This window comes from Acidovorax sp. SUPP1855, from assembly GCF_030158955.1.
Taxonomy (GTDB): Bacteria; Pseudomonadota; Gammaproteobacteria; order Burkholderiales; family Burkholderiaceae_C; genus Paracidovorax.
Genome location: NZ_BQXI01000007.1, coordinates 166,557 through 192,855 on the forward strand (window position 1 = coordinate 166,557; position 26,299 = coordinate 192,855).

The following is a 26,299-nucleotide window of genomic DNA, read 5'->3' on the forward strand; positions in this document are numbered from 1 at the left end:
ATGCCACAGGGGCTGCGCTACACTCCGCGGCACCGAGGAGAGCAGCCCATGGACATGACCCCACCACCCGCAGACAGGGTGTCTTCCACCTTCACATCGCACGGCATCGAACCGCATGCCCTGGTCTTCACCGGCAGCGGCGGCGAATACTTCCGGGTGTGGATCGTGAACGTGCTGCTGGGCATCCTCACGCTCGGCCTGTACACGCCCTGGGCCCGCCGGCGCACCGCGCAGTACTTCTACGGCCACACCCTGGTGGCCGGCAGCCCCCTCGAATTCACCGCGCAGCAGCGCCGCATGGTCTTCGGATTCGTCGTGCTGCTGGGCCTCACCGTCGCCTACCAGATCGCCGTGCGCACGGGGCAGGACGCCACCGTGGGCCTGTTCCTGATCGGTGGCGCCCTCCTCGCCCCGCTGATCTGGGGCAGCGCCATGCGCTTTCGCCTGGCCAACACGCGCTGGAAGGGGCTGCGCCTGCAGTTCAACGCCAACTGGCGCGAGGTCTACCAGGCCAGCTGGCCGGTGTTCGCCATCGCCCTGGTGGGCCTGGCGGTGTTCTTCGGTCTGCAGGCCCTGGCGCCCGAGGCGCAGTTGCCGGCCGGCGGGCGCAAGCTGCCGAAGGTGACGGGGCCCATGTGGGGCCTGCTGGCCGTGGGCCTGGTGCTCATCGTGCTGTGCTTCATCCGCCTCGAATACAACTACCGCAGCCTGCTCGTGCTGCGCTCGCAGATCGGCACCGAGCCCGGCCGCTGGAAGCCGGAGTACGTGGATTTCGTCAAGGTCTGGGTCGCCACCGTGCTGGTGTTTCTCCTGTCGTCGGCCGTGCTGGGTGCCGTCATCGCCGCGGCGCTGAAGGGCTCGTGGGCGCTGCTGGCCAACTCCACGCAGCGCATGGGGCTGTGGCTGTTCGTGTTCATCGTGCTGGGCTTCATCCTGTTCTTCGTGGTGTTCCTGCTCGCATCGGCCCCCGCGCGCGCCTTCCGCGAAGCGCGCATGTTCCAGCTCATGTGGAACAACATCGGGGTGAGCCACATGGCCCGCTTCAAGTGAGACCTGCGCGCGGGCCGCTACGTGGGGCTGCGGCTCAAGAACATCCTGCTCACCGTGGTCACGCTCGGGTTCTACCGCCCGTTCGCCCGCGTGAGCGAATACCGCATGAAGCTCGAATCGGTCACCCTGCACATCAAGGGCGGCGTGGACCAGGTGGCCGGGCAGCTCGTGCGCCAGCAGCAGGGCGGCGTGGGCGATGCGCTGGCCGACGCGGCCGGCCTCGACCTGATCGGCTGACGCTTCGCCGTTGCCGCACCGCGACCGCATGGCCGACCCTTCCGCGCCCCCGGCCGCTTCGTCCCCCCACCCGGGAGCGCCGGCCCTGGTGCCCGCGCGCTGGTACGACGGGCGGAGCAGCAAAGGCCAGCCGGCGCTCGTGGGCCTGTCGGCCGGCGCGCGCGGGCCCACGCTCGCGCTGCACCCCCTCGCCCCCGGCGCCCCGCCCCGCGTGTTCGGCTTTCGCGAGGTCGATTGGCCCGAGGCCTGGAGCGCGAACCGCGCCCCACCGCGCATCGTGGTGGACCTGCGCGACCACGGCAGCCTGGAGATCGAGGCGGTCAGTGCCTGGCAGGCCGCCATGCACGCGGCCGGCCACCGCCCCGGCATCGCGCAGCGCATGCAAACCCGATGGACCGTGCTGGCCGCCACCGTGCTGGCCTCGGTGCTCGCGCTGGTGCTGTTCTACCGCTACGGCACGCCCTGGGCCGCCACGCAGCTCACGCGCCACGTGCCGATCGCCTGGGAGGCCGCATTGGCGGACCGCGCCATGCAGCAAATGGACAACGGCACGCTCAAGGCCAGCACCCTGCCCGCAGCGCGCCAGACCCAGTTGCGCGAGCGCTTCGATGCGCTGGCGGCGCAGGCGCGCACCCTGCCGCCGCGCTACGGCGGCTACACGCCGCGCCTGCAGCTGGAGTTCCGCCAGGGCATGGGCGCCAACGCCTTCGCCTTGCCCGGCGGGCGCGTGGTGATGACCGACGGGCTGGCCCAGGCGGCTGCGAAGAACGGCCTGAGCGACGACGCGCTGGTCGGCGTGCTCGCGCACGAAATCGGCCATGTCGTGCACCGCCACACCACGCGCACCGTGGTCGAGCAAGGCGTGCTCAACATCGGCCTGGGACTGGCCTTGGGGGATGTGTCGGGCCTGCTGTCCACCGGCGGCGCGCTGCTCACCGGCCTGGCCTACAGCCGCGACCACGAGCGCGAGGCCGACTGCTACGCCATCGCGCTCATGGGCCAGGCCCGCCTGCCCACGGCGCCCATGGCCGACTTGCTGCTAGCCATTGCGCACGACGAAGAGAAGAAGCACCCCGGCGCCCCCGCGGGCAAGCCCCAGGAAAGCAAGGGCCAGAGCGATCCGCCCAAACAACGCTCACCGGGCGTCGAGCCCGGCGGCGAGGGCCTGCTGTCGCTGCTGAGCAGCCACCCGGGCACCGTGCAGCGCGCGACCGAGCTGCGCGAGGGCCGGGCACCGCACTGCGCCCGCTGAGCCGTTGGAATGGCGCCACCCCCAGCAATTCACACTTACTACCCTGAATAATTAATCTAGGGCAGGGGCCGATTTGCTCTGATCTTTCAACGAATCTGCGATCAACTTGGCAAGTTTTGTAATGCCTTCATAGTCTTTCCCAGATTCAACGGCCATTCTCTTGACGGCCTCATGACGATTTATATCGCAAATACCTTGGCTTGCACATGGCAAGGTAACTGCAAAATCTTTCGCATCACAGTTCAATCCCATCTCGCATGGCACCAAGAATGTCGCCAATCCAACATCGACCTTGGAATTCAAAGGAATATCCTGTCCATGCGCTCGAAATGTGGTCCGCCCTGAATCGGGGTCTTTATTTACAACCAAACGCAGACCCAGATCCTGAACAACCAATGGATCCTTGACTTGCAAAGCAGCGGAGATAGCCTCTGATCGCCTTGCTTGACTCACATTGCCGCTCTTTAAAGCTGGCATGGAATTCGAATAACTTTTCGAGGCCACGAACAGCGGATCCCTCCCACTTGTGCCTTCGACATACAGCTTTGACAAATAATCATCACTCAATCTTTCAGCAGGAATATTTACACATCTAGCGCTTATAAGATTCAGTGCCGAGTCTCTGGCCGCATTTGCAGAATTTTTTGATTTCTCTTTCCAAAAATTAAAAAGCGAGGAGGCCATTTTGCATTCTGACAACACTTTGTGAGCATAAAAATACCCACCCGCCTCCGGATTATCTACAGCGCGAGAAATTAAATCACTATAATCAAATGAGTTATTATACCGATCCAAAAAAGAGGCAGAAATTGGTTGCGCATACCCAACCCCCGTCAAAGAGCAGAGGAAAGCTGCACTAGCAAGAATTTTTTTCATTTAAAACTCCGTTATCCGATATTGCATTTGGGTCGAAAACCGTTGTCAGGCTCTTGAGAATTGGGTAGTGGTTGATCCAAAAGCTTAACAGATGACCAAGAATAACCAGGATTTACCGCCCAAGTCTCTCTCACACCATCGGCGTAAAGCACATGAAATCCCTTATATCTTTTCCCATCGATGATAAAAATCAAATTCTTTATCATCTCTTCACGCTTGGCAAGAAGGCCGGTCGTATTCTGATAATTAAAGACCTCTTGCGCAGCCAGCCATCTTGAAGTTACATCCGATGCGGATGTTGTACTCTTTGCATTTGCACTAACCACCGCAATGCAAACACTGATACTCTTATCCAAGAAAGAAAGCTCTGCCAAAATTGCAGCTTCCGCATGCGTGCCAGCATAGCTCCCCAAATAATCCAACGCTGCGGCATTGAGGTAAGCCGTAGGAAAATACCAAGGATTATAATCACCCCAACCATTGTAATCAACGTTATATTCATCCGTGACTGTAACAACAGGCAGAACAGCAAAGTCGTCCGCATGGCAATTTGAAAATACGGACAACAACAATGTAGCCGCAAATGATTTTATTGTTTTCCTTTTCATCCTTTAGCCATCTCCCAGAGATTATGCGATCCTCCCAAAAGGCGAATCCCGTCAGAAGCCGCAGCGCAATTATTCGACAAGGGATAGCCATCGACCAAACAATATGTTATTAACGTTTTAAAATGTAAAAATCAAATCACTGCATGCTTTTATCCCCATGAAAACACGTGCAAAGAAAGAGAATCTTATTACTCGGCAAAGTTTTCAGCCTTGAATTGTGGTTTTTTCATCAACACCGCTTGCAAAAGCGTGCCAGATATGCCGAAACCAGTTCGCTGTAATTGAAGCGAAAAAGCAATCCGCTGCCCGCCCGGCAGCGAGCGGCAGGCCTTCCAATGTTCGGACGCTGATACCAAAAACCCTTCAGAGCCACAGCCGAAGGACATCAACCGCCATCAAGGCAGCGCATTGGACCCATGGCTGATCGGGCAACCGAACAGGTCGCCCAGCCAGTCCGCCACCTTCTCCAGCTCATAGCCCAGCGCGACCATGGCCTGCTGCACTTCGGCCGCCAGGGCGCCGAGGCTTTGCAGCACCGAGGCGAGGTCCTTGCCCAGTTGCTTGAACTGGTCCTGCAGGATCTGGCCGACGAGCTGCAGGCCGTTGACGAAGTTGCGCCACTGGTTCTTGACCCAGGCCACGAAGCTGCTCAGGCCGGACAGCACCGCCTGGATCAGGGCCGAGGCCTCCTGCTTCAGCGCGGTGAGCAGGTGGCCCGCCACGTCCTTGAGCTGAGCGATGACGCCGGCCACGTTCACGTTCAGCAAGGTGTAGGGGCTGGCCTCGTCGCCCAGGTGCAGGTCGAGTCCGAACAGGCTGAAGTCGAAATACCCGGTCACCACCAGCGCCTGCATCGAGGCCGAAAAGCCCAGGCCGGCCGCCACGCTGAAATCGGGCAGCTGGATTTTGGGCACCAGCGTTACGCCCCAGAGGGTGATGCCGTCCCACTCGATGTCGTGCCAGCCGAAGTTGAAGCCGAACGAAGCGCTGAGCTGCTTGGCCTGCGGATTGAGCATGAACGTGATGCGGTCGCCGGCCCACGCGCCGCAGCCCCCCGTCGGCTGGCCGTTCTGCACCGCATAGTCCAGCTGGAACTGGTTATCGGTGGTGGCGAGTGCGTAGAGGTGGTCTTCCACCACGTCCAGGAACTCCAGGTACAGCGACGAATAGAAGCGCACCGGATTGCCGCCGTTGATCTGCGGCACCACGATGCCATCCGGCGTGGCGGCGATCGCCAGCATCGGACCCTGGCCGTTCGGCTTGCTGGTGGTGGGGTCCCAGCCGGACAGCGCAAAGACACTGCCCCAGGCAATCGCTTTCTGCACCAGGATGTAGCCGGAAAAGCCGGCCTTGGCGTCGGCCGATTCGGCCAGCGTGGCCGTCACCTGCACATCGTCCTGGTCCAGCAGGCTGAACTCGGCCTGCAGCCCGAAACCGGCCGGGAACGGGCCGCGGTCGCCGATCTTCTGCAACTGCGCGCCTTCCACGAACCAGAAGGTGAACTGCTTGATGCTGATGATCTCGTCGAGAAAGCGCACCACGTCGGCGATCTCAGGCTCGTGGTCGTTGTCCAGCGTCTGCGGGGAGAAGTCGAGCGCGAAGGCGGCGTTGAACACGTTGGACAGCTGCATCGGCTGCTGGTCGGCCTGCGTCCAGACCGCGATGCCGTTGGGCACCTCGAAGTCCACCACCTCCACTTCGAAGCCCACGTCGAACTCGTACTGCGGCGCGTTGGGGTTCTGCAGCTTGAGGTCGCCGCCCGCGCTCAGCGTCACGCCGGCGGCCTCGGCGCCCACCGTCACCGTGCCCTGCAGCTCGACGATGTCCACGGTCTGCAGGCCGAAGGGCTGATTCCAGTTCTGCAATTTGAGGGTGATGCTCAGATCCCCTTGCGACGGAACGATGCTGCCCGTCAGGCCCAGCGTGATCTCGGTGCCGGCATCGGGCCGGAAGACACCGGACGCCGTGGCGTTCACGCTGCTGTTGCCCTGGCCCGGGTCCTCCCAGTCCAGCGTGAAGCCGTCGAACTCGAACACCCCGTTGCCCTGGGCACTGAACGTGTTCTTCAGCACCGCCTTGAGCGTCTTGTCGCCGCTGTCCTTGGCATAGGTGGCGAACAGGTCGAGCTGCGACACGTCGCCCATGAAGTTGGCAATCGCCTTCAGGGAGTCGGTCAGTTGCAGCGACGAAAACAGCACGAAGCCGGGGGCGATGTCGAAATCGGCCGCGATCGCGGGGACATCGTCCGCGCTCAGCAGGCCGAGCGAGGCCAGGCTGCCGGACTGGCCCGCGATGGTGGATACCACCACCCCGCTGTCGTTAAAGGTCAGTGCCGACAGGGGCGTCCACAGCGACCCCGGCGACCACTGCTGGACCACCGCGCCGAACATGACGCCCGCGCCCTGGTCGGTGCGCTGCACACTGAGCGCCGCGTTCAGGAAAGGCTGCCCGGAATACAGCAGGCCGCCTTGCCCGTTGAACTGGATGGACGGGCCCGCGGCGTAACTCAGCGTCAACTGCCCCTGGGAAAAGGCGATCTGGTTGGCTGGTGTCCAGTTCAGTTCCGCAGGCCACAGGCTTTGCAGCGGCCATTGCAGGCTCGCGCCCATGGTGGCGCTCAACACCATTTCCACGCCGCTGTCACCCCGGCTGAACGTCAGCACCACCTGCGCATCGATGTACTGCTTGCTGGTGAGCGTCAGCGTGACGCCGCTCGGGGTCGCCTGCAGATCGAGATCGGCGCCGTCGAGCTGCGCCTGCAGCTGCAATTGCTTGCTGGAGGGATCGACCGCCAGGCTGGCGGACGGTCCGAGCTGCAGCGTGATGCCGTTCAGGTAATAGCCGAGCGCCGTCTGGATCGGTCCCGGAAACTGGCTTTGGGCCAGTTGCAGGACCTTGCTGGCCGCGTCGGTCTTCAGGACGCCCTGGAGGGTGGTGTAGATGTCGTTGCTCATGGTGTCACTGCCCCAGGTTCTTCAAGGCCGAGCGGGCGAACTGGGTCGCTGCGTCGCTGATCTGCTGCAGGTTGTCCTTGATGCAGCCGTTCAGGGCGGACACCACCTGCTCGATCAGCTGCGACTGGCTCAGGAACGCATTGATGAACATGGCATAGGCCGCCTCGTCGTCCGGCAACGAGATGGTGAGCAGCACATCCTTGTCGCCGGCCACCAGCAGGATCTGGCTGTAGGTCAGCACCAGATCGTCCGGCGTGTCGCCCGACGCGTTCAGCGTGGTCTGGATGCCCAGCGTGTTGCTGTTGTTCTGCAGGCTGAGGTTCAGGGTGCCGCTCAGCGGGATCGGCGCGTTCTGGTTCACCTGCACGTTCAGGGTGAAGGGCGTGCTGGCGGTGGCCGGCGGCGAGGGCACCGTGCGGGGACTGCCCTTCACCTGCACCGTGGGCCCGGGGTTCATGGTGCCGAGCAGCAGCGTGGCGCTGGCCTGCTGGTTGGTGCCGAAGACGATGTTGTTCGGTGGCGCGATCAGGTTCGACAGCCCCTGGATCGCCAGGCTCTGCAGCACGATGCCCGACAGCGCGATGTTCTGCCCCATGATCGACGTTGTGAAAGGGCCGGGAATGCTCAGGTTGACGGCGGTGTAGGGCTCCATCACCGGCGATGTCGATCCCAACACCAGGGCCGGCAGATAGACGTAGCTGCTCGGGTCGTTGAGCGCCCCGCGCGCCCGATCGAACAGGTATTTGTCCACCGCGTTCGCATCGGTGTCCACGGTGCTGCCTGCCACCTGGGTGCTGCCGAAGATGTCGTCGAAGGCGCTCTTCAGCTGCTGGTTGAGCAATTTTTCGACCTGGCCGCGGTTGCCCGGGTCCATCAGCGCGTTGTTGACCTGGGTGCTCAACAGCTGGGCCGCATCCCCGGTGGACAGCACCTGCTTGAAGAACTGGCTCCACGGCGCATAGAAGATGCTGGTGTTGATGTAGGCGGGAAAGGGCACCGGCGAGATGCTCTGGTACTGCAGGTTCTGCAGCGTGAACGTGGGCGTGCTGCCTTGCACCGCAACGAGCTGGACGGTGTTCAGGCCGATCTGCAGCGCGGCGCTGCTGCCGGTGCCGTCCACGGTGACGGTGGTTCCCGACACCACCTTCGCGTTGGACAAGGTCAGCAGCGCAATGCCCGTGGCCAGGCAGTCGAAGCCGTTCGCATGGTCGGACGACAGCGTGAGTCCCAGTGTCGGCGGCGGGGCGACGATGTTCATCTGCTTGTCGACGAAGCACAGGCACTGCTTCAACGTGAACCCCAGCCCGTCGAAGGCCGTAGGGGGGTTGGTCGTGCTGTCCGTTCCCTTTTCAGGGCCCGCCAGCGCCAGCGGCTGGTTCCAGTCCTGCCCCGTGGAAGCGTAGGCATTGAGGTTCAGCGTGATGTCCGCGGTATAGCCGGCGTTGCTGGTGGTGACTGCTGGTGGCTCTCCGCTGACCTGGATGTTCGCCAGCCCCTGGATCTCGATGCTGCTCACGTCCAGATCCGGTCCCACGCCGGGATACGGAATCACGTTCAGGTGCTGCGACATGATGTAGGTCACGGCGGCCTTGGCGTCATCGACCATCTGCTGGGTGACGGGAGGCGTGGGATTGGTCTGCAGGCTCAACTGGCCGATCAGCGGAAACAGGGCCTGGAGCCAGGATGTGGCCATGTCGGCCGAGATGTCTTGCGCGCCGCCGATGTTGTCCAGGTTCCATTGGGTGCCTTTCAGCGGCAGATAGGGCTTGTTGTCCGAGCCCTTCATGCCGGACAGCGCGACCGGCAGGAACAGGCTGTTGTCAGGCGTGTTGTCGTTGGCCTTCTGCATCAGCGTGTCGTACACGAAATGGAATAGCTGCAAGCCCATGGCGGCGTCCTCTCGAAAATGTTGGCGGTCAGTAAGGTCGATTCACGACATGCAGGGTGATGTCGTGCAATGCCCGCAGGTGCGGGCCGGCGGGCAGGTTCTGCAGGTACTGCACGGCCTGCAGCGCGGTGTCCCGCGCCTGGGCGTAGGCCAGCGCGAAGGCGTCGGAGCGGCGGATCTCCTCGACCCAAGCGTTGATCTGCTCGGGCGGCGGGGTCTGCGTGTCGCGCAGATAGCGCACCATGGGGTGCGCATCGCCGAACAGCTTCATCGCATGGATGATGGGCAGGGTGATGCGCCGCTGGTGCAGGTCGATGCCCCTGCACTTGCCGGCTTCGGCATCGGAATGCGCGAGGTCGAAGATGTCGTCCATCATCTGGAACGCACGGCCCATGTAGCGCCCGAAGGAGCCGAGGCGGCGCAGCTCCGAGGTGCGCGCGCGCATGAGCGCGGCGCCGGCCTCGCAGGCCAGGCCGAACAGCACGGCGGTCTTGCGGTCCACCGTGGTGAGGTAGCGGCTCATCAGCGAGTCCGGATGCCAGTACGGCTGCGTGGTCATCTCGTCGATCTCGCCGCGGCAGATGTCGAAGGCCGAGTCCAGCACCCATTTCACGAGCTGCATGTCGTTCGCGTCCTCGATCGCATCGACGAAGCAGCGCACGGCCTGCAGGAACTGCATGTCGCCGATCATGATCGCCATCTCGGTGCCGCGCGCGGCGTTGACGCTGGCGTGGCCCCGCCGCAGCGAGGCGTGGTCAATGATGTCGTCGTGGATCAGGCTCGCCACATGCAGCATCTCCAGCGACGCGGAGGCGCGCAGCACCTTGTTCGGCAGCTCGCCGTCGGGCTGGAAAAGCCGCGCGGTCAGCAGCAGCATCAGCGGGCGCAGCTTCTTGCCCCCCTGGTAGAGCGACATCTCCGCATCGGTCAGATAGCCCTGCTGCGGCTGCAGCGCCTGGTCCAATTTCCCCTTGAAGCCCTGCATGTCCGCCGCCATCAGCCCCTGCAGGATGGCGTGGACCGGGTCCGGCGCAGCGGCGCCAATCCTCACGGCTGCGAATCCAGCAGGGCCCTGGCGAGCGGCTGGACCAGCGCGCGCTCCAGTGCATCGGCAATGCGGTCGTGCACTAGGCTTTTGATGAAGCGCGCCTCGGACAAGGCATCGCGCGCGGCCTGCGCCGGGCCGTCGCCCAGGGCGCCGTTCCACGCGCCATCGTCGAAGTGCAGGTCGAAGCCGTCCAGCTCGATACGCCCGTCGATCAGCGCCGGTGCGCCCTGGTCGCCATGCGCACCGAACTGCAGGTACACATGGCATGCCAGGCGGGCGTGCAGCGCCCCCGTCACCAGGGCCACCGGCTTTTGCGCGGCCACCCGAGCGGCATGCTCGGCAATGTCTGCCTGGAGCTTGCGCACGAACGCGCGCTCGTCCTCGCTCAGCGACCACGTCCAGCTGTTGCCTTGCGCATCGCGACCGCCGATCGGGCTGCCGTTCAGAAAGTTGTGCACTTCATCCACCGAAGGCGTTGGCGCCGGCGTGCCGTTCTGCACCAATTCGTAGACGCCGTCCTTCTGCAATGGGGGCAAGTCTTCGATCTTGGTCACATTGGGGTTCGTCACCTTGATGTTCTGCACGATGCTCGAGCCAAAGCCCAGGGTCGCAGCGGCCGCCTGGTTGTAGGGATTGGTGGGATCCTTGGGATTGTTGGGGTCGGCGCCCTCCGCCATGGCGGTCAGGGTGGTGAGCAAGGCCAGCTTCTGGTTCTGGGCATGTCCGTTGTAGTTGGTGGTGATTCCCGTACCTGAGTTGTTGTATTGCTTTTTGGGATCGTTGACCACGCCGCCCTCGGTCAGCGCGGTGTTGGTGTCGTCGGCCATTTCGGAGATGGCGGAGTTGCCCCAGCCTTGCTGGAACGCGTAGGCCTGGAAATTCTGCTCATTGAAGACATCGTTGAAGGCCGCCCGGTGATTGGAGTAGGTGGTCAGGAGCGTCTGTCCATTGCCGCCGGGCACGTTCTGCAGCAACCCGCGCTGGTCGTTCGCGGTCTTGATCCAGGTGGGGTGCGCGTACTCGTCCGCGCTGCCGCCGCGGCGCCGGGCGCCGATGGGCATGGCCGTGCCGGCACCGTCCAGTCCGGTCTCCCAGATCTGCGTGCCTTTCAGGGCGTGCGTGCCCCGTAGCTCAATGCCCTGCAGGCGCACGGCGAGCACGCAGCGACTTTGCGCATCGCTGCTGCATTCGACCGCGAGCGGCCCGTCACCGGCCAGCGCCAGTTGCATGCCCGACAGGTCGATGCCCAGAGAGCCGCGCGCAAAACCGGCCTGCGCGGGCATGTCGAGCGCGCGCGACAGCGGCAGCATCGGGATGTCGCCAAGCCCGATGCTGCGGGGCAAGGCGGCGTTCAGGGTGGCGGCGGGCTGATTCGTCCAGCCGGCTTGAAAAGCTTGCATTCCAGCGCTCATGAAAATTCTCCTCGTGCGATGTGACCGGGTCCGGTGGGCGGGGACGACAGGTCAGGAAACATTGACGGTGGCCGTGATCAGCAGGTGGTCCGCATCCGCGGTGGAAATGTTCAGGTTCGACGCCGTCAGGCTCAGGCTGATGCCTTCGAACGTGATGGGGATGGGCGGCACCGGGAACGAGGCTTTGTCGTTCAGATAGGCCTGCGCCTTGCTCTGGATGGTGGATGTGATGAAGGGCGTGACAACCCCGATGATGGTGGTCGCCACGTGCTTGAGCAGCCCTGCGTTGAACTTCTCCCACCCGCTGCCGTCTTCGGCGTAGGTGATCGTGAAGCTGGGCAGCGGCTGCAGTTGCAGCTGGACGGTGTTCGACCCCGACACCACGGGGGCGACGGTGAAAGTCAGCGGCGTGGGGCTGGTGGCGAAATCGGCTTTGGCAAAGTCAACCATGGTGTGGCTCCAATCAGGGCAGCAGGTTCGAGGCGGCTTCCAGGGCGCAGGCGGCTGGCACCAGCCACCATGAAACGCCCACCGAGGCGGTGGCGGCGAAGGTGGCGGTGATGTTGATGTTGGGCAGCGTGGATGCCACCGCGATGGAGGCGTTGCTGATCCCGCCGTCGAGCGAGTAGCTCCCCGTCCAGTTGCTGTCGCTGGCGTTGACCTGAGCGGCGTCCATCTTCTGCACGATGGCACCGCTGTACTGGGCCACCAGCGCGGTCAGCAGCTTGCGGCCGACGAGCACGCCCAGCGCCTGCTGCGGCCACTGCACGCCGCTGATATCCGGCGTGCCGTTGGCCACCAGGTTGCTTGCCAGCACCAGGTGCGCGCCGGTGACGGTCATGACCGGCGGGGTGAAGCTCTGCCCTTCCACCGTGATGCTGGGCGGAATCTGGTAGCCCTGCAGCAGGGCCTGGACCTTGGTGTAGACGATCCCGCAGATCACCTGGAGCATGAACTCCGTGGCGCCGGTCGGATTGATCGGCAGCACCGCCACCGATCCCAACTGGATCTGGTTGTTGGACACGGTCACCTGCGCAAACAGGGTGAACGAGAACGTGAGGGGGGAAGGCGGCCCGCTCTGCATGTTGAACGTGGTGGACACCGACGCCAGCTGCACCTGGAACATCTGGTCGGTCGGATCTTTCGGCTTCGTCTGGCCCGACGGCACGAACGTGTTCTTGTCATTCCACTGCGTGAGGGTCGGTGGCGCCAGCACGAACTGGGGCACGGCATCGATGCTCCAGTTGACGGAGGTGATGCCCATCTGGCCCACGTCCTGAACGCCCTGGAACAGCTTCTGCTTGGCCTGGGCATTGGCATACAGCTGGGTCATGCCCTGGTTGAGGGTGCCGGCATCCAGCACCAGCGCGACGTCGTAGCTACTCATATTCCACCTCTCCTTTGCGTGTCGGGTTGGCCGAGCGGGGGTTGTGTGTCCAGTAGGTTTCCATCCACTCGCCGCCATGGCGGTAGTGCAACGGAAAATCATCGAAATCGACCGTGGCGCGGCCGCATTGCGGGTCGGCGACCGAGACCGTGCGCTTCGTTCGGCAGTAGCCGTCCACCAGCACGTAGTGCTGCGGCCCCACATGCCAGCGGATCGCGACCGCGACCGGCCGGCCATCGTCGAGCTCGCGCATCAGGCGGCGAAACGGCGGTCGTCCACTGCTCCATCCGGCCAGGCAATTCACGTAGCGCAGGGTGCGCTCCATCGCGGCTTGCTGGTCGTAGCGGGGCTCCAGGAGAAGCGCGGGTGGCGGCAGGCAGTTGGGAAGCACTTCGTCCGGCGCGAGAATGCGCCAGGCCAGCGTGTCCTGCCGCCAGGAGGTGTCGCCGTAGTGCGCGGCGATCGCACAGGTCACCGAGGCCCAGCACCAGTTGGTGCGCTGCTGCGGCTCCAGCGGCAGGTTCAGCGCCTGCCCCGTGCTCGCCTCGACCTCTTGCCAGGCAGGAAACATCGGGCCGATGCGCTGCGTCGTGCGGGCCAGCGGCTCGATCCTCACCCTCATGGAAAGGGCACGCACTGGGGCAGCGCCTGGTTCAGCTCCCGGCTGACGATGCTGTTGATCTGCGACGAGATGAGCTCGCTGATGGCGCCCTTGGCGGCATCCAGAATCAGGTTCTCCACGGGCTGCAGCAGGTAGTTGAGCGGCCCCAGGCCATCGATCCAGACCGAAGCGTTGCCGTAGTTGAAGTTCGCGTTCATGCCCGACAGCTGGTTCAGGCAGAGCTTGCCGCCGGCCGTGCCGGCCTGGAACTGCGCCGTGCCGGAGATGCTGGGGCTGTCGATCCGGACGCTGCCGGAGATGCCCGGATCGAAGAAAAGCACCTTCAAGCTGCCACCGGCCTGCGCACTCAGGGAGCTGTTCAGGACTGCATGAAAATTCACTGTGCCGGAAATATTGGCACCGGACGAAGTGACGTTGCCAACCACCATGTCCTGGATCTGCAGGGACGAAATGCCCGTCAGATTGGAGACGGAATAAGAAGCCGTGCCCACCCCGATGCTGGCGGACCCCGAGGCGACATTGGGATAAGGGTCATAGCCGGCGCCCCGGATGGCCCCACCGATTTCGCCATTCAACTGCGTGACGAGTCCCTGCAGGATTTCGTTGAGGATCTGGGTGAATGGATCACTGCTCATGTCTATGTCCTTTGAGAAAAGAAAAATCACCCTCGGGCCAATCGAGGAATGGCAATCCACTCCATGACTCAGAGCCGCCTCCAGCGGAAGAGCCCTCGCCAGCGCTGTGCCCCGGTTTCGTGCGAGTTACGGCCATGGCGCCAATGGCATCGCCATGGCGGCTGAAAAACCTCCGCGCCGAGGCGCATCCGACTCGGCCGCTGCTGGAAATTTCTGGCCTGTGGCTGTGAATATTCTGGTGGGATTGGAGGGGGCGCGGCATGAAAGCCGGGTCAATCCTGCTGAAGACTTCTGAAGCGTTCTGAAGGCCGCAGCGCGACATGTGCCGAGCCGATCGACGACGCGTCGCTGCCGCCACGCGGGGCAGGACTGCGGATTTCTTGAAAGAAGAAAACCCGCCTTCCGGGAGGCCGGTCGAAGGAGTGGGATGGGAGGCCGAAAGCCCGGCCGATCAGGCGGCTTGTGAAGCGGAACGCCTGCATGCCGGCCTGCTGCCGCAGGGCGGTCGCACCGCCGGCTCCACCGCAACCGGCGCCTGGGCCGACCATCGGCACGGCAAGAAAAAGTGTGAAGCGCGCCGATAAGCCGGATTCTGTGCACCGCAGTTGCCCGCGGCGTGACCGCCATTACTCTGGGCCGGGTGTCGCCACCACGGCTCGATGCTACCTACCCGCCAGCTCTGCGGAACCACATCAACGCTGGCCTACTTGGTATTGCTGCGCGTAGAGATTGCCCGTTTCACCCGAAGCGGGCGCCGCCCGCTTCGGGTGGCTATGGTCTCTGCGGCTTTCGCCCCAAACCGTCTGGCTTGCGCCAGCCGTACCCGCTTGCGCGGGTGACCCATAGAACACCTTCGGTGGCTTGCCGCCTGCTTGCGACTCGTCTCTGTTGCTCTGATCCTCACCTCACGGTGGGCAGCCGTTAGCTGCTACGCTGTCCTGTGCAGTCCGGACGTTCCTCCAGTGCCTGGTTTCCCAGATTGCACCAGCGGCGGTCTGGCGCGCTTCACGGGGGCGATTATCGTCCACCGCTGCGGGCTTGCTCCCAGTCCAGGCCGAATCGCGCCAGGTATTTGCGCAGCCGGTCCGCATCGTTGACCACCGCGCGCTGCGCGCGCGAGGCCTGGAACAACTGCCGCCCCGCGTCCGACAGGGTGCGCGCCCCGCGGCACACCTGCAACACGGCCGCCAACTGCAACCGGTCGAAGAGGTCCATGGCCTGCACCTGCGGCTCGCCCAGCAGTGCGGCCAGATCCACCGCATCGCCATCCTGGCTGCGGTCTGCCGAACCGAGGGGTTGCCATAGCCACTGCAGGCGCGCGATTTCCGCCTCCACCAACGGCAGGCCGATGCGCCCGCCCTCGGCCAGCGTGGCCAGGCGGGTGGCGCTGGCCGACAGGTCGCGGAAGTTTCCGCTCCACAGCGCCTCGGGAGACTGCGCATAGCGCAGGTACACCGCCCGCGCCTCGGCCGACAGGCGCACCGTGCGGCCCAGTTCCACACCGCATCGCGCCAGCAGGTGATCCACATTGGGCTCGATGTCCTCGGGCCGCTGGGCCAGGCCCGGCAATTGATAACTCCACAGGTTGATGCGCGCGTACAGGTCTTCGCGAAAACGCCCGGCTGCCACCTCGGCCCGCAGGTCGCGGTTGGTGCCGGCGATCAGTTCGAAATCGCTGGCTACCTCGCGGTCGCTGCCCATGGGATAAAACCGCTTTTCCTCCACCGCCTTGAGCATCATGGCCTGCTCGTCCAGGCCCAGCTCGCCGATCTCGTCGAGAAACAGCACCCCTTTGTGCGCCGTGCGCAGCAGGCCTGCCCGGTCCGCCGCCGCACCGGTGAAGGCGCCTTTCTTGTGCCCGAACAGCGTGGACGCGGCACCATCGCCCTGCAGCGTGGCGCAGTTCACCTCCACGAATTCGCCCTCCACCTGGTGGCGGGCTTTCTTCAACTCAAACATGCGCCGCGCCAGATGCGACTTGCCCGCGCCGGTCGGCCCGGTGAAAAGGATGGGCGCGCGCGATCGCACCGCCACCCGCTCCACCTCTTCGATCAGCGCGTTGAAACGGGCATTGCGCGTGGCGATGCCGCTCTTGAGGAAATCCACCGCATCGCGCTGCTCGGCGCCGAAGCGCTGGGCGATCACGTCGTAGCGTGACAGGTCCAGATCGATCAGCGCGTAGCTGCCGGGATCGCCCGCCTGCTGGCGCTTTGGGGGCGACGTCTGCGCGAGCACGCCCGGAATGCGTCGCGACTCCACCAGCAGGAAAAGGCAGATCTGCGCCACGTGCGTGCCCGTGGTGATGTGCGTCCAGTACTCCTCGCGCTCGGTGTCGAAAGCATAGCCCTGCGTCCAGTCGAAGAGCTTGGCATAGACCTCGCCGAAGTCCCAGGGGTCGGCAATGTCGAGCGGCACCAGCGCCACCGTGGTTTCGGGCGAGGCCGCCTGGATATCGGTGCGCACCCGCTCGGCCAGTTCCTGGTGGGAAGCTGTGTAGAACAACTCCATCCGTGCGATGACCACGTCGTCGTGCTGCACCAGCGAAAGCGTCGGGCGCCACTTCTCCCAACGCCCTGCCCCCTTGCCCGAATCGAGCTGGGTGCCCAGAAAGCCGATCACCACGTTTTGCTTCTTCATCTTTTGGATAAAAAACTAGCTCATTTTATAAAAATCAAAGCATTCTAACCTCCAGTCAGTGCGGCAGAAATGACAAGCGGATTAAAAAATATCGAATCAAATCATCGACTTAAGAGGTTCTCCATCCATTCAAAACCACAGTTGGCACACCGGTTGCAATGGAAGAGGCAAGTCGAAAAGACAAACCCACCAAGAACCAACGAACGGAGCAAAAGCACATGGCCAACCACCAACTCTTCCAGACGCTGCGCGGCACCCTGCTCCCCGCTGCCACCGTGCGCAACCAGGCCGGCGGTGCGGCCTACGCCCTGTCGCCCAAGCACCAGCTGGCACAGCTGGCCGCCACCGGCTGCCTCCACAGCACCTTCTATGCCCAGGCGCAGGACCAGCTGGACGCCGTTCAGGCCCTCGCCCGTGAAGTCGACCCGGTGTTCGTGGCGAAGACGGCCCTGTATGCGCGCCGTGCCGGCTCCATGAAAGATATGCCGGCCCTGCTGGCGGCCACGCTGGCGGTTCGCGATGTGCCCCTGCTGGCCCAGGTGTTCGGCCGCGTGATCGACAACGGCAAGATGCTGCGCAATTTCGTGCAGATGCTGCGCTCCGGCGCGGTAGGCCGCAAATCGCTCGGCACGCGTCCGAAAAAGCTGGTGCAGCAATGGCTGCTCGACGCCACCGAGGCGCAACTGCTGAACGCCGCCGTGGGCAACACGCCTTCGCTGGCCGACGTGGTGAAGATGGTGCACCCGAAGCCCACGGAAGCCTGGCGCGCCGCGTGGTTCGCCTGGCTGATCGGTCGCCCTTATGCCCAGGAGGCGCTGCCTCCGCTGACGCAGGCCTTCGAACGCTTCAAGCAAGACCGCACGCAGCCCGTGCCCGACGTGCCGTTCCAGATGCTGACCGCGCTGGAGCTGGACGCATCGGCCTGGGCCACGATTGCACAGCGCGGCTCGTGGCAGATGGTGCGCCAGAACCTGAACACCTTTGCCCGGCATGGCGTGTTCGCGCTGCCAGGCCTGGCCGATGCCGTGGCCGCCAAGCTGCGTGACCCGCAGGCCGTGGCCAAGGCCCGCGTGCTGCCGTACCAGTTGATGGCGGCGTACACCGCCTGCGGCGCCGACGTGCCGACGGTGGTGAAGGAAGCGCTGCAGGATGCGATGGAACTCGCGCTGGCCAATGTGCCGCAGTTCGAAGGCCGCGTGGTGGTGTGCCCCGATGTGTCGGGCTCGATGGGCTCGCCTGTGACGGGCCACCGGGGCTCGGCGACTTCCGCGGTGCGGTGCATCGACGTGGCCGCTCTGGTGGCCGCTGCCGTGCTGCGCCGCAATGCGGATGCGCGTGTGCTGCCCTTCGAAACGAAGGTGGTGCCGCTGCCACTGAATCCCCGCGATTCGGTCATGACCAATGCGGCCAAGCTGGCCGCGGTGGGTGGTGGAGGAACGTCGTGCAGCGCACCGCTGGCCCTGCTGAACCGCGAGAAGGCGCAGGCCGAGCTGGTGGTGCTGGTGTCCGACAACGAATCGTGGGCCGACCGTGCACGGGGCCGGGGCACCGCGACCATGCAGGAGTGGGCGGCGTTCAAGCAGCGCAACCCGACGGCCCGGCTGGTGTGCATCGACATCCAGCCTTGCGCAACGACGCAGGCGCAGGAGCAGCCCGATGTGCTGAACATCGGTGGCTTCAGCGACGAAGTGTTCAAGCTGCTGGCGGTGTATGCCGCAGGGGGCATGGGCGCGGCGCATTGGGTCGGAGTGATCGAGGACACCCCGATCTGACGATCGGCGAGAAGGTGCCATGAATGCCAATTCATGGCACCAGATTGTGGGAATGATGGCTGTCGTTCGGCGAATGCAGGTGTGACTACATCCCGGTCGCACCGCCTGTTTGTCGCCGAACGGGAAGGCCATCGATGAATGAATGTGCGAATGCAGGCAGGACTACATCTGGAGGGACCGGGGTTCGAATCCCAGCGCCGCACCGCGGCGTGGTCCATGTCTTGCCACCCTTGTCGCACTGTTTTTTGCAGCGAATGCTGACGGAACTACAGACTTCTACTCTCGTGGTCGCGGGTTCGAATCCCGCCGGTCGAAAGGCCGTAGCTCAGTGGTAGAGCACGATGTTTCGTCGATCCTTGTCGCTGCTTTTTTGTGTGTTTGCTAGGTGAATGCAGACGGGTTTACAGGTAGAGCGTCGGGGCCCTCGGGCTCTGAAGGTTCCGGGTTCAATCCCCGGTCTGCTTCGGCAGGTAGCTCAATGGCGCAACCCGACACCCCTTGTCACTTCTTTTTTTGAATGCGCCGGAAGGGCTGAGCCCCATGGCGAACCAAACAGGAAAGAAACCGATGAAAACGAACGCCCCCGCGGCGCAGGCCGCCATGCTGCCACCCGCCCTGCGCGAGGCGGTGGATACCATCTATGCCGCCTTCCAGCACCATGGCGCTCCGACACAGATGCTGGATGTGTGCACGGCCTGCTGCATGGACGAGGCCATGGAACGCGAGATGCGGCGCCTGCCGCTGCGCCGCATAACGACCCGCCACTTCTACGAATACAACAGCTCCGCCAAGGGCAGCGAGCAGCCGGCCGAGGAACTGCTCTACTTCCTGCCCCGCATGCTGGAACTGATGGCCCTGGGCGAGGAGCTGCACCACTCGACCGAGCTGTACCTGGACCGCCTGGGCAACTGCCCGGCCGATGCCCTGTCGCCCCAGGAGCGAGCCGCCGTGGACGCTTACGCACTGGCCTTCTTCCACGAAGGCCTGGGGCACGCCGGGCGCGAGCCCAGCCCGTTCAATGGCGCGAACGCCTTCGACATCCTGTTGATGTTCCACAAGGGCGGCGTGAACGTGCAACCGCTGCTGACGCACTGGCTGAACGACGAGCGCCAAAGCGCCGTGCTGCGGTACGCCGAGGCGAGCTACTGGGACTTCTGGGGAAAGAACGAAATCCAGAACGCCTTTGCCGAAGACCAACCGGAATTCTGCGAGGCGATGAAAGCCTGGATGCTCGACCCCGGCAACCGCCAGCGCTTTGCACAGAAGATCCTGGCGCTGGACACCAGCGCGATGGCACAACCCGCGCACTGCACCTGTGGCAACTGCACGGGCCCGCGACAGATCGTGGAAGCGGTGTTCGACTGGGTCAGTGAATGAGCACCCGAAAATAAGACAGACAAACAGACAGACAGACGAAAAGAAAGAAGAACGCAATGAACTACCTGCAACGCAGTGTGGAAAACGGTGTCCCCATCAAGATGTGGACGCAGGGCGTGCCCGTGGAGGACGAGGCCCAGAAGCAACTGGAGAACGCGGCGCGCCTGCCCATCGTGTTCAAGCACGTGGCCGCCATGCCCGATGTGCACTACGGCATCGGGGCCACGGTGGGATCGGTGATCCCCACCTTCAAGGCCATCATCCCGGCGGCCGTGGGCGTGGACATCGGCTGCGGAATGATGGCGTGCAAGACCACGCTGCACGCCAACGACCTGCCGGACAACCTGGGCCCGCTGCGCTCCGCGATCGAAAAGGCCGTGCCGCACGGCAGCAACCCGCGCCGCATGGGCCGCGACAAGGGCGCGTGGGAAACGCCGCCCGATGAGAGCGACGCGGCCTGGGCCTCGCTGAAGGGCGAGTTCGACGCGATCTGCGAGGACTACCCGCGCTTTGCCAGCACCAACCACCACAAGCACCTGGGAACGCTGGGGGGCGGCAACCACTTCATCGAGGTGTGCCTGGACGAACACGGTGGCGTGTGGTTCATGCTGCATTCGGGCTCGCGCGGGGTGGGCAACGCCATCGGCACGCACTTCATCGAGCTGGCCAAGAAGGATGCCGAGCTGCACCAGCGCAACCTGCCCGACCAGGACCTGGCGTATTTCGAGGAAGGCGCCCGGTATTTCGGCGACTACGTGCGCGCCGTGGGCTGGGCGCAGAAGTTCGCGCGCGCCAACCGCGAGGTGATGATGCAGCGCGTGATCGCGGCCGCCCGCAAGGTGATCGCCAAGCCCTTCGAGGCCCATGTGGAAGCGGTGAACTGCCACCACAACTATGTGAGCCGCGAGACGCACTTCGGCGAAGACGTGTTCGTCACCCGCAAGGGCGCCGTGAGCGCCAAGGCCGGCGAGCTGGGCATCATTCCAGGCAGCATGGGCGCCAAGAGCTTCATCGTGCGCGGCAAGGGCAACCCGGAGAGCTTCATGAGCTGCAGCCACGGCGCGGGCCGCAAGATGAGCCGCACCAAGGCCAAGAAGCTCTACACCATCGCCGACCAGATCGCCGCCACCGAAGGGGTGGAATGCCGCAAGGACGCGGATGTGATCGACGAGATCCCGATGGCCTACAAGGACATCGACGCCGTGATGGCGGCGCAGGAAGACCTGGTGGAAGTGGTGTACACGCTCAAGCAAGTGGTGTGCGTGAAGGGATAGCGAGCGCACCACGGCCCACCATCGGATCAAGACCAACGCACGAGGAGCGTGCGCTGAAAGCATGGACATGCAAAAGACAGAACCCCGAGAACTGCTTCATTCCGCCCATCCGATCGAGCCCGCCATGCGCGGGCAGATCATGGATGCGCTGCGTGACATCGAGGCGCAGCACGCCGTCACCATCCTGTTCGCCTGCGAATCGGGCAGCCGCGGCTGGGGCTTCGCCTCGCCCGACAGCGACTACGACGTGCGCTTTCTCTACGTGCACCGCCTGCCCTGGTACCTCACGGTCTCGCCCGGGCGCGACGTGATTGAGGTGCCCATCAGCGGGGACCTGGACATCAATGGCTGGGACCTGCGCAAGGCGCTCGGGCTGATGCGCGAATCGAACCCCACGCTGCTGGAGTGGCTGCGCTCGCCCGTCGTCTACCGCGAGGCGGCGGACACGATGGCCCAGGTGCGCGCCCTGGCAGCGCAGGTGTTCTCCAACGCCAAGGCCTGGCACCACTACGCCTCCATGGCCAAGAAGAACTTCCGCGAGCACCTGCAGGCCGACGTGGTGCGCTACAAGAAATACCTGTACGTGCTGCGCCCGCTGCTGGCGGCGCGATGGATCCGCACGCGCCCCGGAGTGCCGCCCATGCGCTTCGCCGAACTGGCCCAGCACACGCTGGATGCGCAACGCGATGCGGCGCTCATCGAAGAAATCAACGCCCTGCTGGCGGTGAAGATGCGTGCGAACGAGTCGGCCACCAGCCCACGCTGGCCCGGCATACACGCATTCATCGAGGCCGAGCTGGCCGCCAATGCGGCGCAGCCGGTGCAGCCCCTGCCCATTGCCGGGCATGCCGGGCTGGACTCCCTGCTGCACGACACGGTGCTGCGCTTCGATCCTGCCCATGGCGGCGCCGAAGGGCCCGCGCCATGCTGACCCTCGACGGCTCCCACGGCGAGGGCGGTGGGCAGATCCTGCGCACCGGCCTGGCGCTGTCCATGGTGACCGGCCGGCCGCTGCGCATCGACCGCATCCGCGCGGGCCGGCCCAAGCCAGGACTGATGCGCCAGCACCTGGCCTGCGTGCAGGCGGCGGTGCAGGTCTGCGGCGGGCAGGCGGAGGGCGCCGAGCTGGGGTCGCAAGCGCTGCAGTTCACGCCCGGCCCGGTGCAGGCGGGCGACTACGCCTTTGCGATCGCCGGGGCCGGCAGTTGCCTGCTGGTGCTGCAGACCGTGCTGCCCGCGCTGATGCTGGCTGGCGCGCCCAGCCGGGTGCAGCTTTCGGGCGGCACGCACAACCCCATGGCGCCCCCGTTCGATTTCCTGCAGCGGGCCTTTGCGCCGCTGGTGCGGCGCCTTGGCGTGGGGCTGGACCTTACGCTGCGGCGCCGGGGCTTTTATCCCGCAGGCGGCGGCGAGGTGCATGCAGTCATCGCGCCCGCGTCAGGCCCGCTGGCGCCGTTCGATCTGCTGGACCGCGGCGCGCGCCGCAGCGCCTGGGCCGAGGCCCTGGTGCCGGGGCTGGCCCGCGGCATCGCGGTGCGCGAGCTGGCGGCGCTGCGCCAGCAACTGGACTGGAGCGAAGGCGACGACCCGTGGCGCATCCCGCCCGCACGGCAGAACGAAGGCCCGGGCAACGCCCTGCTGGCGGTGCTGGAGCATGCCGAGGTGACCGAGGTGTTCTGCGCGCTGGGAGAGCGCGGCATGCCGGCCGAACAGGTGGCGCGCCAGCTGGCCGGCGAGGTGCGCTCGTTCGAGCACAGCCGGGGCGCTGTCGGTCCGCACCTGGCGGACCAGTGGATGCTGCCGCTGGCCCTCGCCGTCTGGCGCAGCGGCCAGCAGGCCAGCTATACGGCCGAGGCGATCACCCCGCATGCCAGCACGAATGCGCAGGTCATCGCGCAGTGCCTGCCGGTGCGCATCGCCATGGCGCCCTGCGCGGGTGCCACGCGCATCGACATCGAGAAAGCCGCATCGCCGGCATAACCATATGCGCGGAGTGTCGTAGGCATGGGCCAAAATGTTTTTTTGCCTGTCCCGTACCTGTCCAACCTGGAGACGCCATGAAAGTCGAGAACATCCTGCAAACCATCGGCAACACGCCCCATGTGCGCATCAACCGCCTGTTCGGCGCGGGCGCCAACGTGTGGGTGAAGTCCGAGCGCAGCAACCCCGGCGGTTCGATCAAGGACCGCATCGCCCTGTCGATGGTGGAAGACGCGGAACGCACCGGCGCGCTGCAGCCCGGCGGCACGATCATCGAGCCCACGTCGGGCAACACGGGCATCGGCCTGGCCCTGGTGGCGGCGGTGAAGGGCTACCGGCTCATTCTGGTGATGCCCGACAGCATGAGCATCGAGCGCCGCCGCCTCATGCTGGCCTACGGTGCGCAGTTCGACCTCACACCGCGCGAAAAAGGCATGAAGGGCGCCATCGCCCGCGCCGAGGAACTGCGCGCGCAGACCCCCGGCGCCTGGGTGCCGCAGCAGTTCGAAAACCCCGCCAACATCGACGTGCACGTGCGCACCACGGCGCAGGAAGTGCTGGCGGACTTTCCCGATGGCCTGGACGCGCTGATCACCGGCGTGGGCACGGGCGGCCACCTGACGGGGGTGGGCCGCGTGCTGAAGGCGAAGTTTCCGGCCCTCAAGATCTTCGCGGTGGAGCCCGTGGCCTCGCCCGTGATCTCCGGCGGCCAGCCGGCCCCGCACCCGATCCAGGGCATCGGCGCGGGCTTCGTGCCCAAGAACCTCGACACCAGCCTGCTTGACGGCGTGATCCAGGTCGATGCCGAGCCCGCGCGGGAATACGCCCGCCGCGCCGCGCGCGAGGAAGGCCTGCTGGTGGGCATTTCCTCCGGCGCCACGCTGGCCGCCATCGCACAGAAGCTGCCCGAGCTGCCCGCCGGCGCCAAGGTGCTGGGCTTCAACTACGACACGGGCGAGCGCTACCTGTCGGTCGAGGGCTTCCTGCCCTCCTGAGGCGCTTTCTGAATGAGACCGCGCGCTGCCCCGGGCCAGGGCAGCGTGCGCAGTCCACCCACCCGATGCCCATGGGTGGGGCCTTTTTCGGGCTGGGGCAGGCGCCTGCCCCGGCCCGGGAGCCGGGCTGCCAGCGGCCCTCAGGCCCGGCCGCCATCGGGTCACAAGCGTTCGGCCAGCCGTCCTACAGCCCAGCCGGACCGCCATCGAAACAATCAAAGCCCATGCGGGGCCCGCCTGAAACCGGGCTTTTCGGCCCGGTTCCCGCCCCTCCCCCGCGCTCACTGATTGCCCCATGGAACCATCCACCGCCTCTCCCGTTGCCTTCAAGGTGCTGACCGTGAACGTGCACAAGGGCTTCACCACCTTCAACCGCCGCTTCATGCTGCACGAGCTGCGCGAAGCCGTGCGTGGCGTGTCGGCCGACCTGGTCTTCCTGCAGGAAGTGCTGGGCACGCACCAGCGGCACGCCGGGCGCGTGGCCAATTTTCCGCAGGAGCCGCACTACGAATTCCTGGCCGACACCATCTGGGGCCAATACGCCTATGGCCGCAATGCGGTGTACGACAACGGCCACCACGGCAACGCGCTGCTGTCCAAGTTCCCCATCGTCCACTACGAAAACCACGACATCTCCGTGAGCGGACCCGAGCGGCGCGGCATGCTGCACTGCGTGCTGCAGCCCCCGGGCCACGCCCGGCAGGTGCATGCCATCTGCGTTCACCTGGGCCTGCAGGAGGCGCACCGCCAGCGCCAGCTCAAGCGCGTGTGCGAGCTGGTGGCCACGTTTCCGCCCGACGACCCGGTGGTGGTGGCGGGCGACTTCAACGACTGGCGCGGCCGTGCGCACGACGTGCTGCGCGCCGGCGCCGGCCTGCACGAGGTGTTCATGCATGCGCGGGGCAAGGCGGTGCGCACCTTCCCGGCCTCCATGCCGCTGCTCGCGCTGGACCGCATCTACGTGCGCAATGCCTCGGTGCACGCGCCGGTGGTGCTGCCGCGCAAGCCCTGGCACAAGCTGTCGGACCACGCCCCCCTGGCCGCGGAGATTTCGCTGTGATGCACCGCTCCCGCCCCTCGCGCTGGGTTCCCGGCAACCACTTCACGCTGCTGGAGAACGGCGAGGCGTTCTTCCCTCGCGTGTTCGAGGCCATCGCGCAGGCGCGGCGCGAGGTGATCCTGGAAACCTTCATCCTCTTCGACGACAAGATCGGCCAGGGGCTGCACGCCGCACTGCTGCAGGCCGCGCGCAACGGCGCCGAGGTGCACGTGCTGGTGGACGGCTTCGGCTCGCCCGACCTGCCGGAAGACTTCATCGGCGAACTGGTGAACGCCGGAGTGCGCTTTCGCATCTTCGACCCGGGCCGCCGGCTGTTCGGCCAGCGGCTGAACGTGCTGCGCCGCATGCACCGCAAGATCGTGGTGGTGGACGGCGAGATCGGCTTCATCGGCGGCATCAACTACTCGGCCGACCACGTGGCCGACTACGGCCCCGAGGCCAAGCAGGACTACTCGGTCGAGGTGCGCGGCCCCATCGTCGCCCACATGCTGGGCTTCGCGCGCGATGCCGTCATGCCGCCACGCACACGGCGGCGGCGCCAGGGGGCGAACGCCGTGCCGCCGCTGCCCCATGCGGGCACGGCGGACGCCATCTTCGTCACGCGCGACAACCACAACCACACCAACGACATCGAGCGCCACTACCGCGTGGCCCTGCGCGCCGCGCGCGAGCGCGTGGTGATCGCCAATGCCTACTTCTTTCCCGGCTACCGCTTCATCCGCGAAATGCGCCGCGCGGCGCGGCGCGGGGTGGACGTGCGGCTCATCCTGCAGGGCCAGCCCGACATGCCCATCGTGCGCACGGCGGCCAGCATGCTCTACGACCACCTGCTGCGCGCCGGCGTGCGCATCTACGAATACTGCGACCGGCCGCTGCACGGCAAGGTCGCGCTGGTGGACGGCGAATGGTCCACCGTGGGCTCCAGCAACCTCGACCCCTTGAGCCTCTCGCTCAACCTCGAGGCGAACGTGGTGATCCGCGACAAGGATTTCAACGCGACGCTGCACGAACGGCTGGACCACCTGATGCAGCACAGCTGCCGCCAGGTCGAGGCCACGCCCCCCTCGCGCTGGGATGGCCTGCGCCTGCTGCGCAGCTATTTCCTGTTCCACGTCATGCGCTGGTTCCCCTCGTGGGCGGGCTGGCTGCCGCGCCACGAGCCCGAGATCTCACTGGTTGGCGCCCAGGACGGTCCGACCCCCGACCCCACCCACCGGCCTTCGGCCACCTGAGCC

At 65.2% G+C, this 26,299-nt stretch carries 21 protein-coding genes, 1 other RNA gene and 1 pseudogene; 10 read left to right on the top strand and 13 right to left on the bottom strand.

All coding sequences use genetic code 11. The features are described 5' to 3' along the window. Nucleotides 1–54: 54 nt before the first annotated feature. Nucleotides 55–1,287 (top strand): annotated as a pseudogene (locus tag AVMA1855_RS08655) (YjgN family protein). Between the two features lie 28 nt (nucleotides 1,288–1,315). After that, a complete protein-coding gene (locus AVMA1855_RS08660) occupies nucleotides 1,316–2,539 on the top strand; it encodes a M48 family metallopeptidase (RefSeq protein WP_284425395.1) in 1,224 nt (407 codons plus the stop codon). Nucleotides 2,540–2,590: 51 nt separating this feature from the next. Here AVMA1855_RS08660 and AVMA1855_RS08665 read toward each other — a convergent pair whose 3' ends face one another. From AVMA1855_RS08665 to rtcR, 13 genes are all read right to left on the bottom strand, one after another. Next, the gene (locus AVMA1855_RS08665) at nucleotides 2,591–3,415 is read right to left on the bottom strand and encodes a hypothetical protein (protein WP_284425396.1); all 825 of its coding nucleotides are present in this window, start codon (nucleotides 3,413–3,415) and stop codon (nucleotides 2,591–2,593) included. 11 nt (nucleotides 3,416–3,426) lie between these two features. Next, the gene (locus AVMA1855_RS08670; protein ID WP_284425397.1) at nucleotides 3,427–4,023 is read right to left on the bottom strand and encodes a hypothetical protein; all 597 of its coding nucleotides are present in this window, start codon (nucleotides 4,021–4,023) and stop codon (nucleotides 3,427–3,429) included. Between the two features lie 188 nt (nucleotides 4,024–4,211). Then, complete coding sequence (locus AVMA1855_RS08675; protein ID WP_284425398.1) at nucleotides 4,212–4,409, bottom strand: hypothetical protein; 198 nt, start codon at nucleotides 4,407–4,409, stop codon at nucleotides 4,212–4,214. Nucleotides 4,410–4,418: 9 nt separating this feature from the next. Beyond that, nucleotides 4,419–6,977: a hypothetical protein gene (locus tag AVMA1855_RS08680; RefSeq protein WP_284425399.1), complete on the bottom strand. Its 2,559-nt coding sequence runs from the start codon at nucleotides 6,975–6,977 to the stop codon at nucleotides 4,419–4,421. Between the two features lie 4 nt (nucleotides 6,978–6,981). Then, the gene (locus tag AVMA1855_RS08685) at nucleotides 6,982–8,865 is read right to left on the bottom strand and encodes a hypothetical protein (RefSeq protein WP_284425400.1); all 1,884 of its coding nucleotides are present in this window, start codon (nucleotides 8,863–8,865) and stop codon (nucleotides 6,982–6,984) included. 28 nt (nucleotides 8,866–8,893) lie between these two features. After that, nucleotides 8,894–9,916, bottom strand: a complete 1,023-nt coding sequence (locus AVMA1855_RS08690; protein ID WP_284425401.1) for a polyprenyl synthetase family protein — start codon at nucleotides 9,914–9,916, stop codon at nucleotides 8,894–8,896. Beyond that, on the bottom strand, nucleotides 9,913–11,313 hold the full coding sequence (locus AVMA1855_RS08695; RefSeq protein WP_284425402.1) for a hypothetical protein: 1,401 nt from the start codon (nucleotides 11,311–11,313) through the stop codon (nucleotides 9,913–9,915). Before AVMA1855_RS08695 ends, AVMA1855_RS08690 begins: the two co-directional genes overlap by 4 nt. 63 nt (nucleotides 11,314–11,376) lie before the next feature. Continuing rightward, nucleotides 11,377–11,775, bottom strand: a complete 399-nt coding sequence (locus tag AVMA1855_RS08700) for a hypothetical protein (RefSeq protein WP_284425403.1) — start codon at nucleotides 11,773–11,775, stop codon at nucleotides 11,377–11,379. 13 nt (nucleotides 11,776–11,788) lie between these two features. After that, entirely contained in the window at nucleotides 11,789–12,712 is a 924-nt protein-coding gene (locus tag AVMA1855_RS08705; RefSeq protein WP_284404768.1) for a hypothetical protein, read from the bottom strand. Continuing rightward, on the bottom strand, nucleotides 12,705–13,334 hold the full coding sequence (locus tag AVMA1855_RS08710) for a C39 family peptidase (protein ID WP_284425404.1): 630 nt from the start codon (nucleotides 13,332–13,334) through the stop codon (nucleotides 12,705–12,707). Before AVMA1855_RS08710 ends, AVMA1855_RS08705 begins: the two co-directional genes overlap by 8 nt. After that, nucleotides 13,331–13,969, bottom strand: coding sequence for a hypothetical protein (locus AVMA1855_RS08715; protein WP_284397898.1), 639 nt, complete (start codon nucleotides 13,967–13,969; stop codon nucleotides 13,331–13,333). The genes AVMA1855_RS08710 and AVMA1855_RS08715 overlap by 4 nt, the downstream gene beginning before the upstream one ends. A gap of 565 nt (nucleotides 13,970–14,534) precedes the next feature. Continuing rightward, an RNA gene (gene rnpB / locus AVMA1855_RS08720) (RNase P RNA component class A) lies at nucleotides 14,535–14,976 on the bottom strand. A 10-nt stretch (nucleotides 14,977–14,986) separates the two neighbouring features. Continuing rightward, nucleotides 14,987–16,606, bottom strand: a complete 1,620-nt coding sequence (gene rtcR / locus AVMA1855_RS08725) for an RNA repair transcriptional activator RtcR (protein ID WP_284425405.1) — start codon at nucleotides 16,604–16,606, stop codon at nucleotides 14,987–14,989. A 218-nt stretch (nucleotides 16,607–16,824) separates the two neighbouring features. Here rtcR and AVMA1855_RS08730 point away from each other — a divergent pair, with 218 nt between their 5' ends. From AVMA1855_RS08730 to clsB, 8 genes are all read left to right on the top strand, one after another. After that, on the top strand, nucleotides 16,825–18,378 hold the full coding sequence (locus tag AVMA1855_RS08730) for a vWA domain-containing protein (RefSeq protein ID WP_284425406.1): 1,554 nt from the start codon (nucleotides 16,825–16,827) through the stop codon (nucleotides 18,376–18,378). Nucleotides 18,379–18,945: 567 nt separating this feature from the next. After that, nucleotides 18,946–19,755 carry a hypothetical protein gene (locus AVMA1855_RS08735; protein WP_284425407.1) on the top strand — a complete coding sequence of 270 codons (810 nt, stop codon included), beginning with the start codon at nucleotides 18,946–18,948 and terminating at the stop codon, nucleotides 19,753–19,755. 56 nt (nucleotides 19,756–19,811) lie between these two features. Further along, nucleotides 19,812–21,029 carry an RtcB family protein gene (locus AVMA1855_RS08740; protein WP_284425408.1) on the top strand — a complete coding sequence of 406 codons (1,218 nt, stop codon included), beginning with the start codon at nucleotides 19,812–19,814 and terminating at the stop codon, nucleotides 21,027–21,029. Nucleotides 21,030–21,096: 67 nt separating this feature from the next. Then, entirely contained in the window at nucleotides 21,097–21,960 is an 864-nt protein-coding gene (locus AVMA1855_RS08745) for a nucleotidyltransferase domain-containing protein (protein WP_284425409.1), read from the top strand. Beyond that, nucleotides 21,954–23,009 (top strand): RNA 3'-terminal phosphate cyclase, encoded by a 1,056-nt coding sequence (rtcA, locus tag AVMA1855_RS08750; RefSeq protein WP_284425410.1) that lies wholly within the window; start codon nucleotides 21,954–21,956, stop codon nucleotides 23,007–23,009. Before AVMA1855_RS08745 ends, rtcA begins: the two co-directional genes overlap by 7 nt. A gap of 77 nt (nucleotides 23,010–23,086) precedes the next feature. Further along, the gene (cysK, locus tag AVMA1855_RS08755; RefSeq protein ID WP_272550931.1) at nucleotides 23,087–24,004 is read left to right on the top strand and encodes a cysteine synthase A; all 918 of its coding nucleotides are present in this window, start codon (nucleotides 23,087–23,089) and stop codon (nucleotides 24,002–24,004) included. A gap of 295 nt (nucleotides 24,005–24,299) precedes the next feature. Next, nucleotides 24,300–25,064 carry an endonuclease/exonuclease/phosphatase family protein gene (locus tag AVMA1855_RS08760; protein WP_284425411.1) on the top strand — a complete coding sequence of 255 codons (765 nt, stop codon included), beginning with the start codon at nucleotides 24,300–24,302 and terminating at the stop codon, nucleotides 25,062–25,064. Continuing rightward, nucleotides 25,061–26,296 (top strand): cardiolipin synthase ClsB, encoded by a 1,236-nt coding sequence (gene clsB, locus AVMA1855_RS08765; protein ID WP_502870299.1) that lies wholly within the window; start codon nucleotides 25,061–25,063, stop codon nucleotides 26,294–26,296. Before AVMA1855_RS08760 ends, clsB begins: the two co-directional genes overlap by 4 nt. The last annotated feature ends 3 nt before the right edge of the window (nucleotides 26,297–26,299 follow it).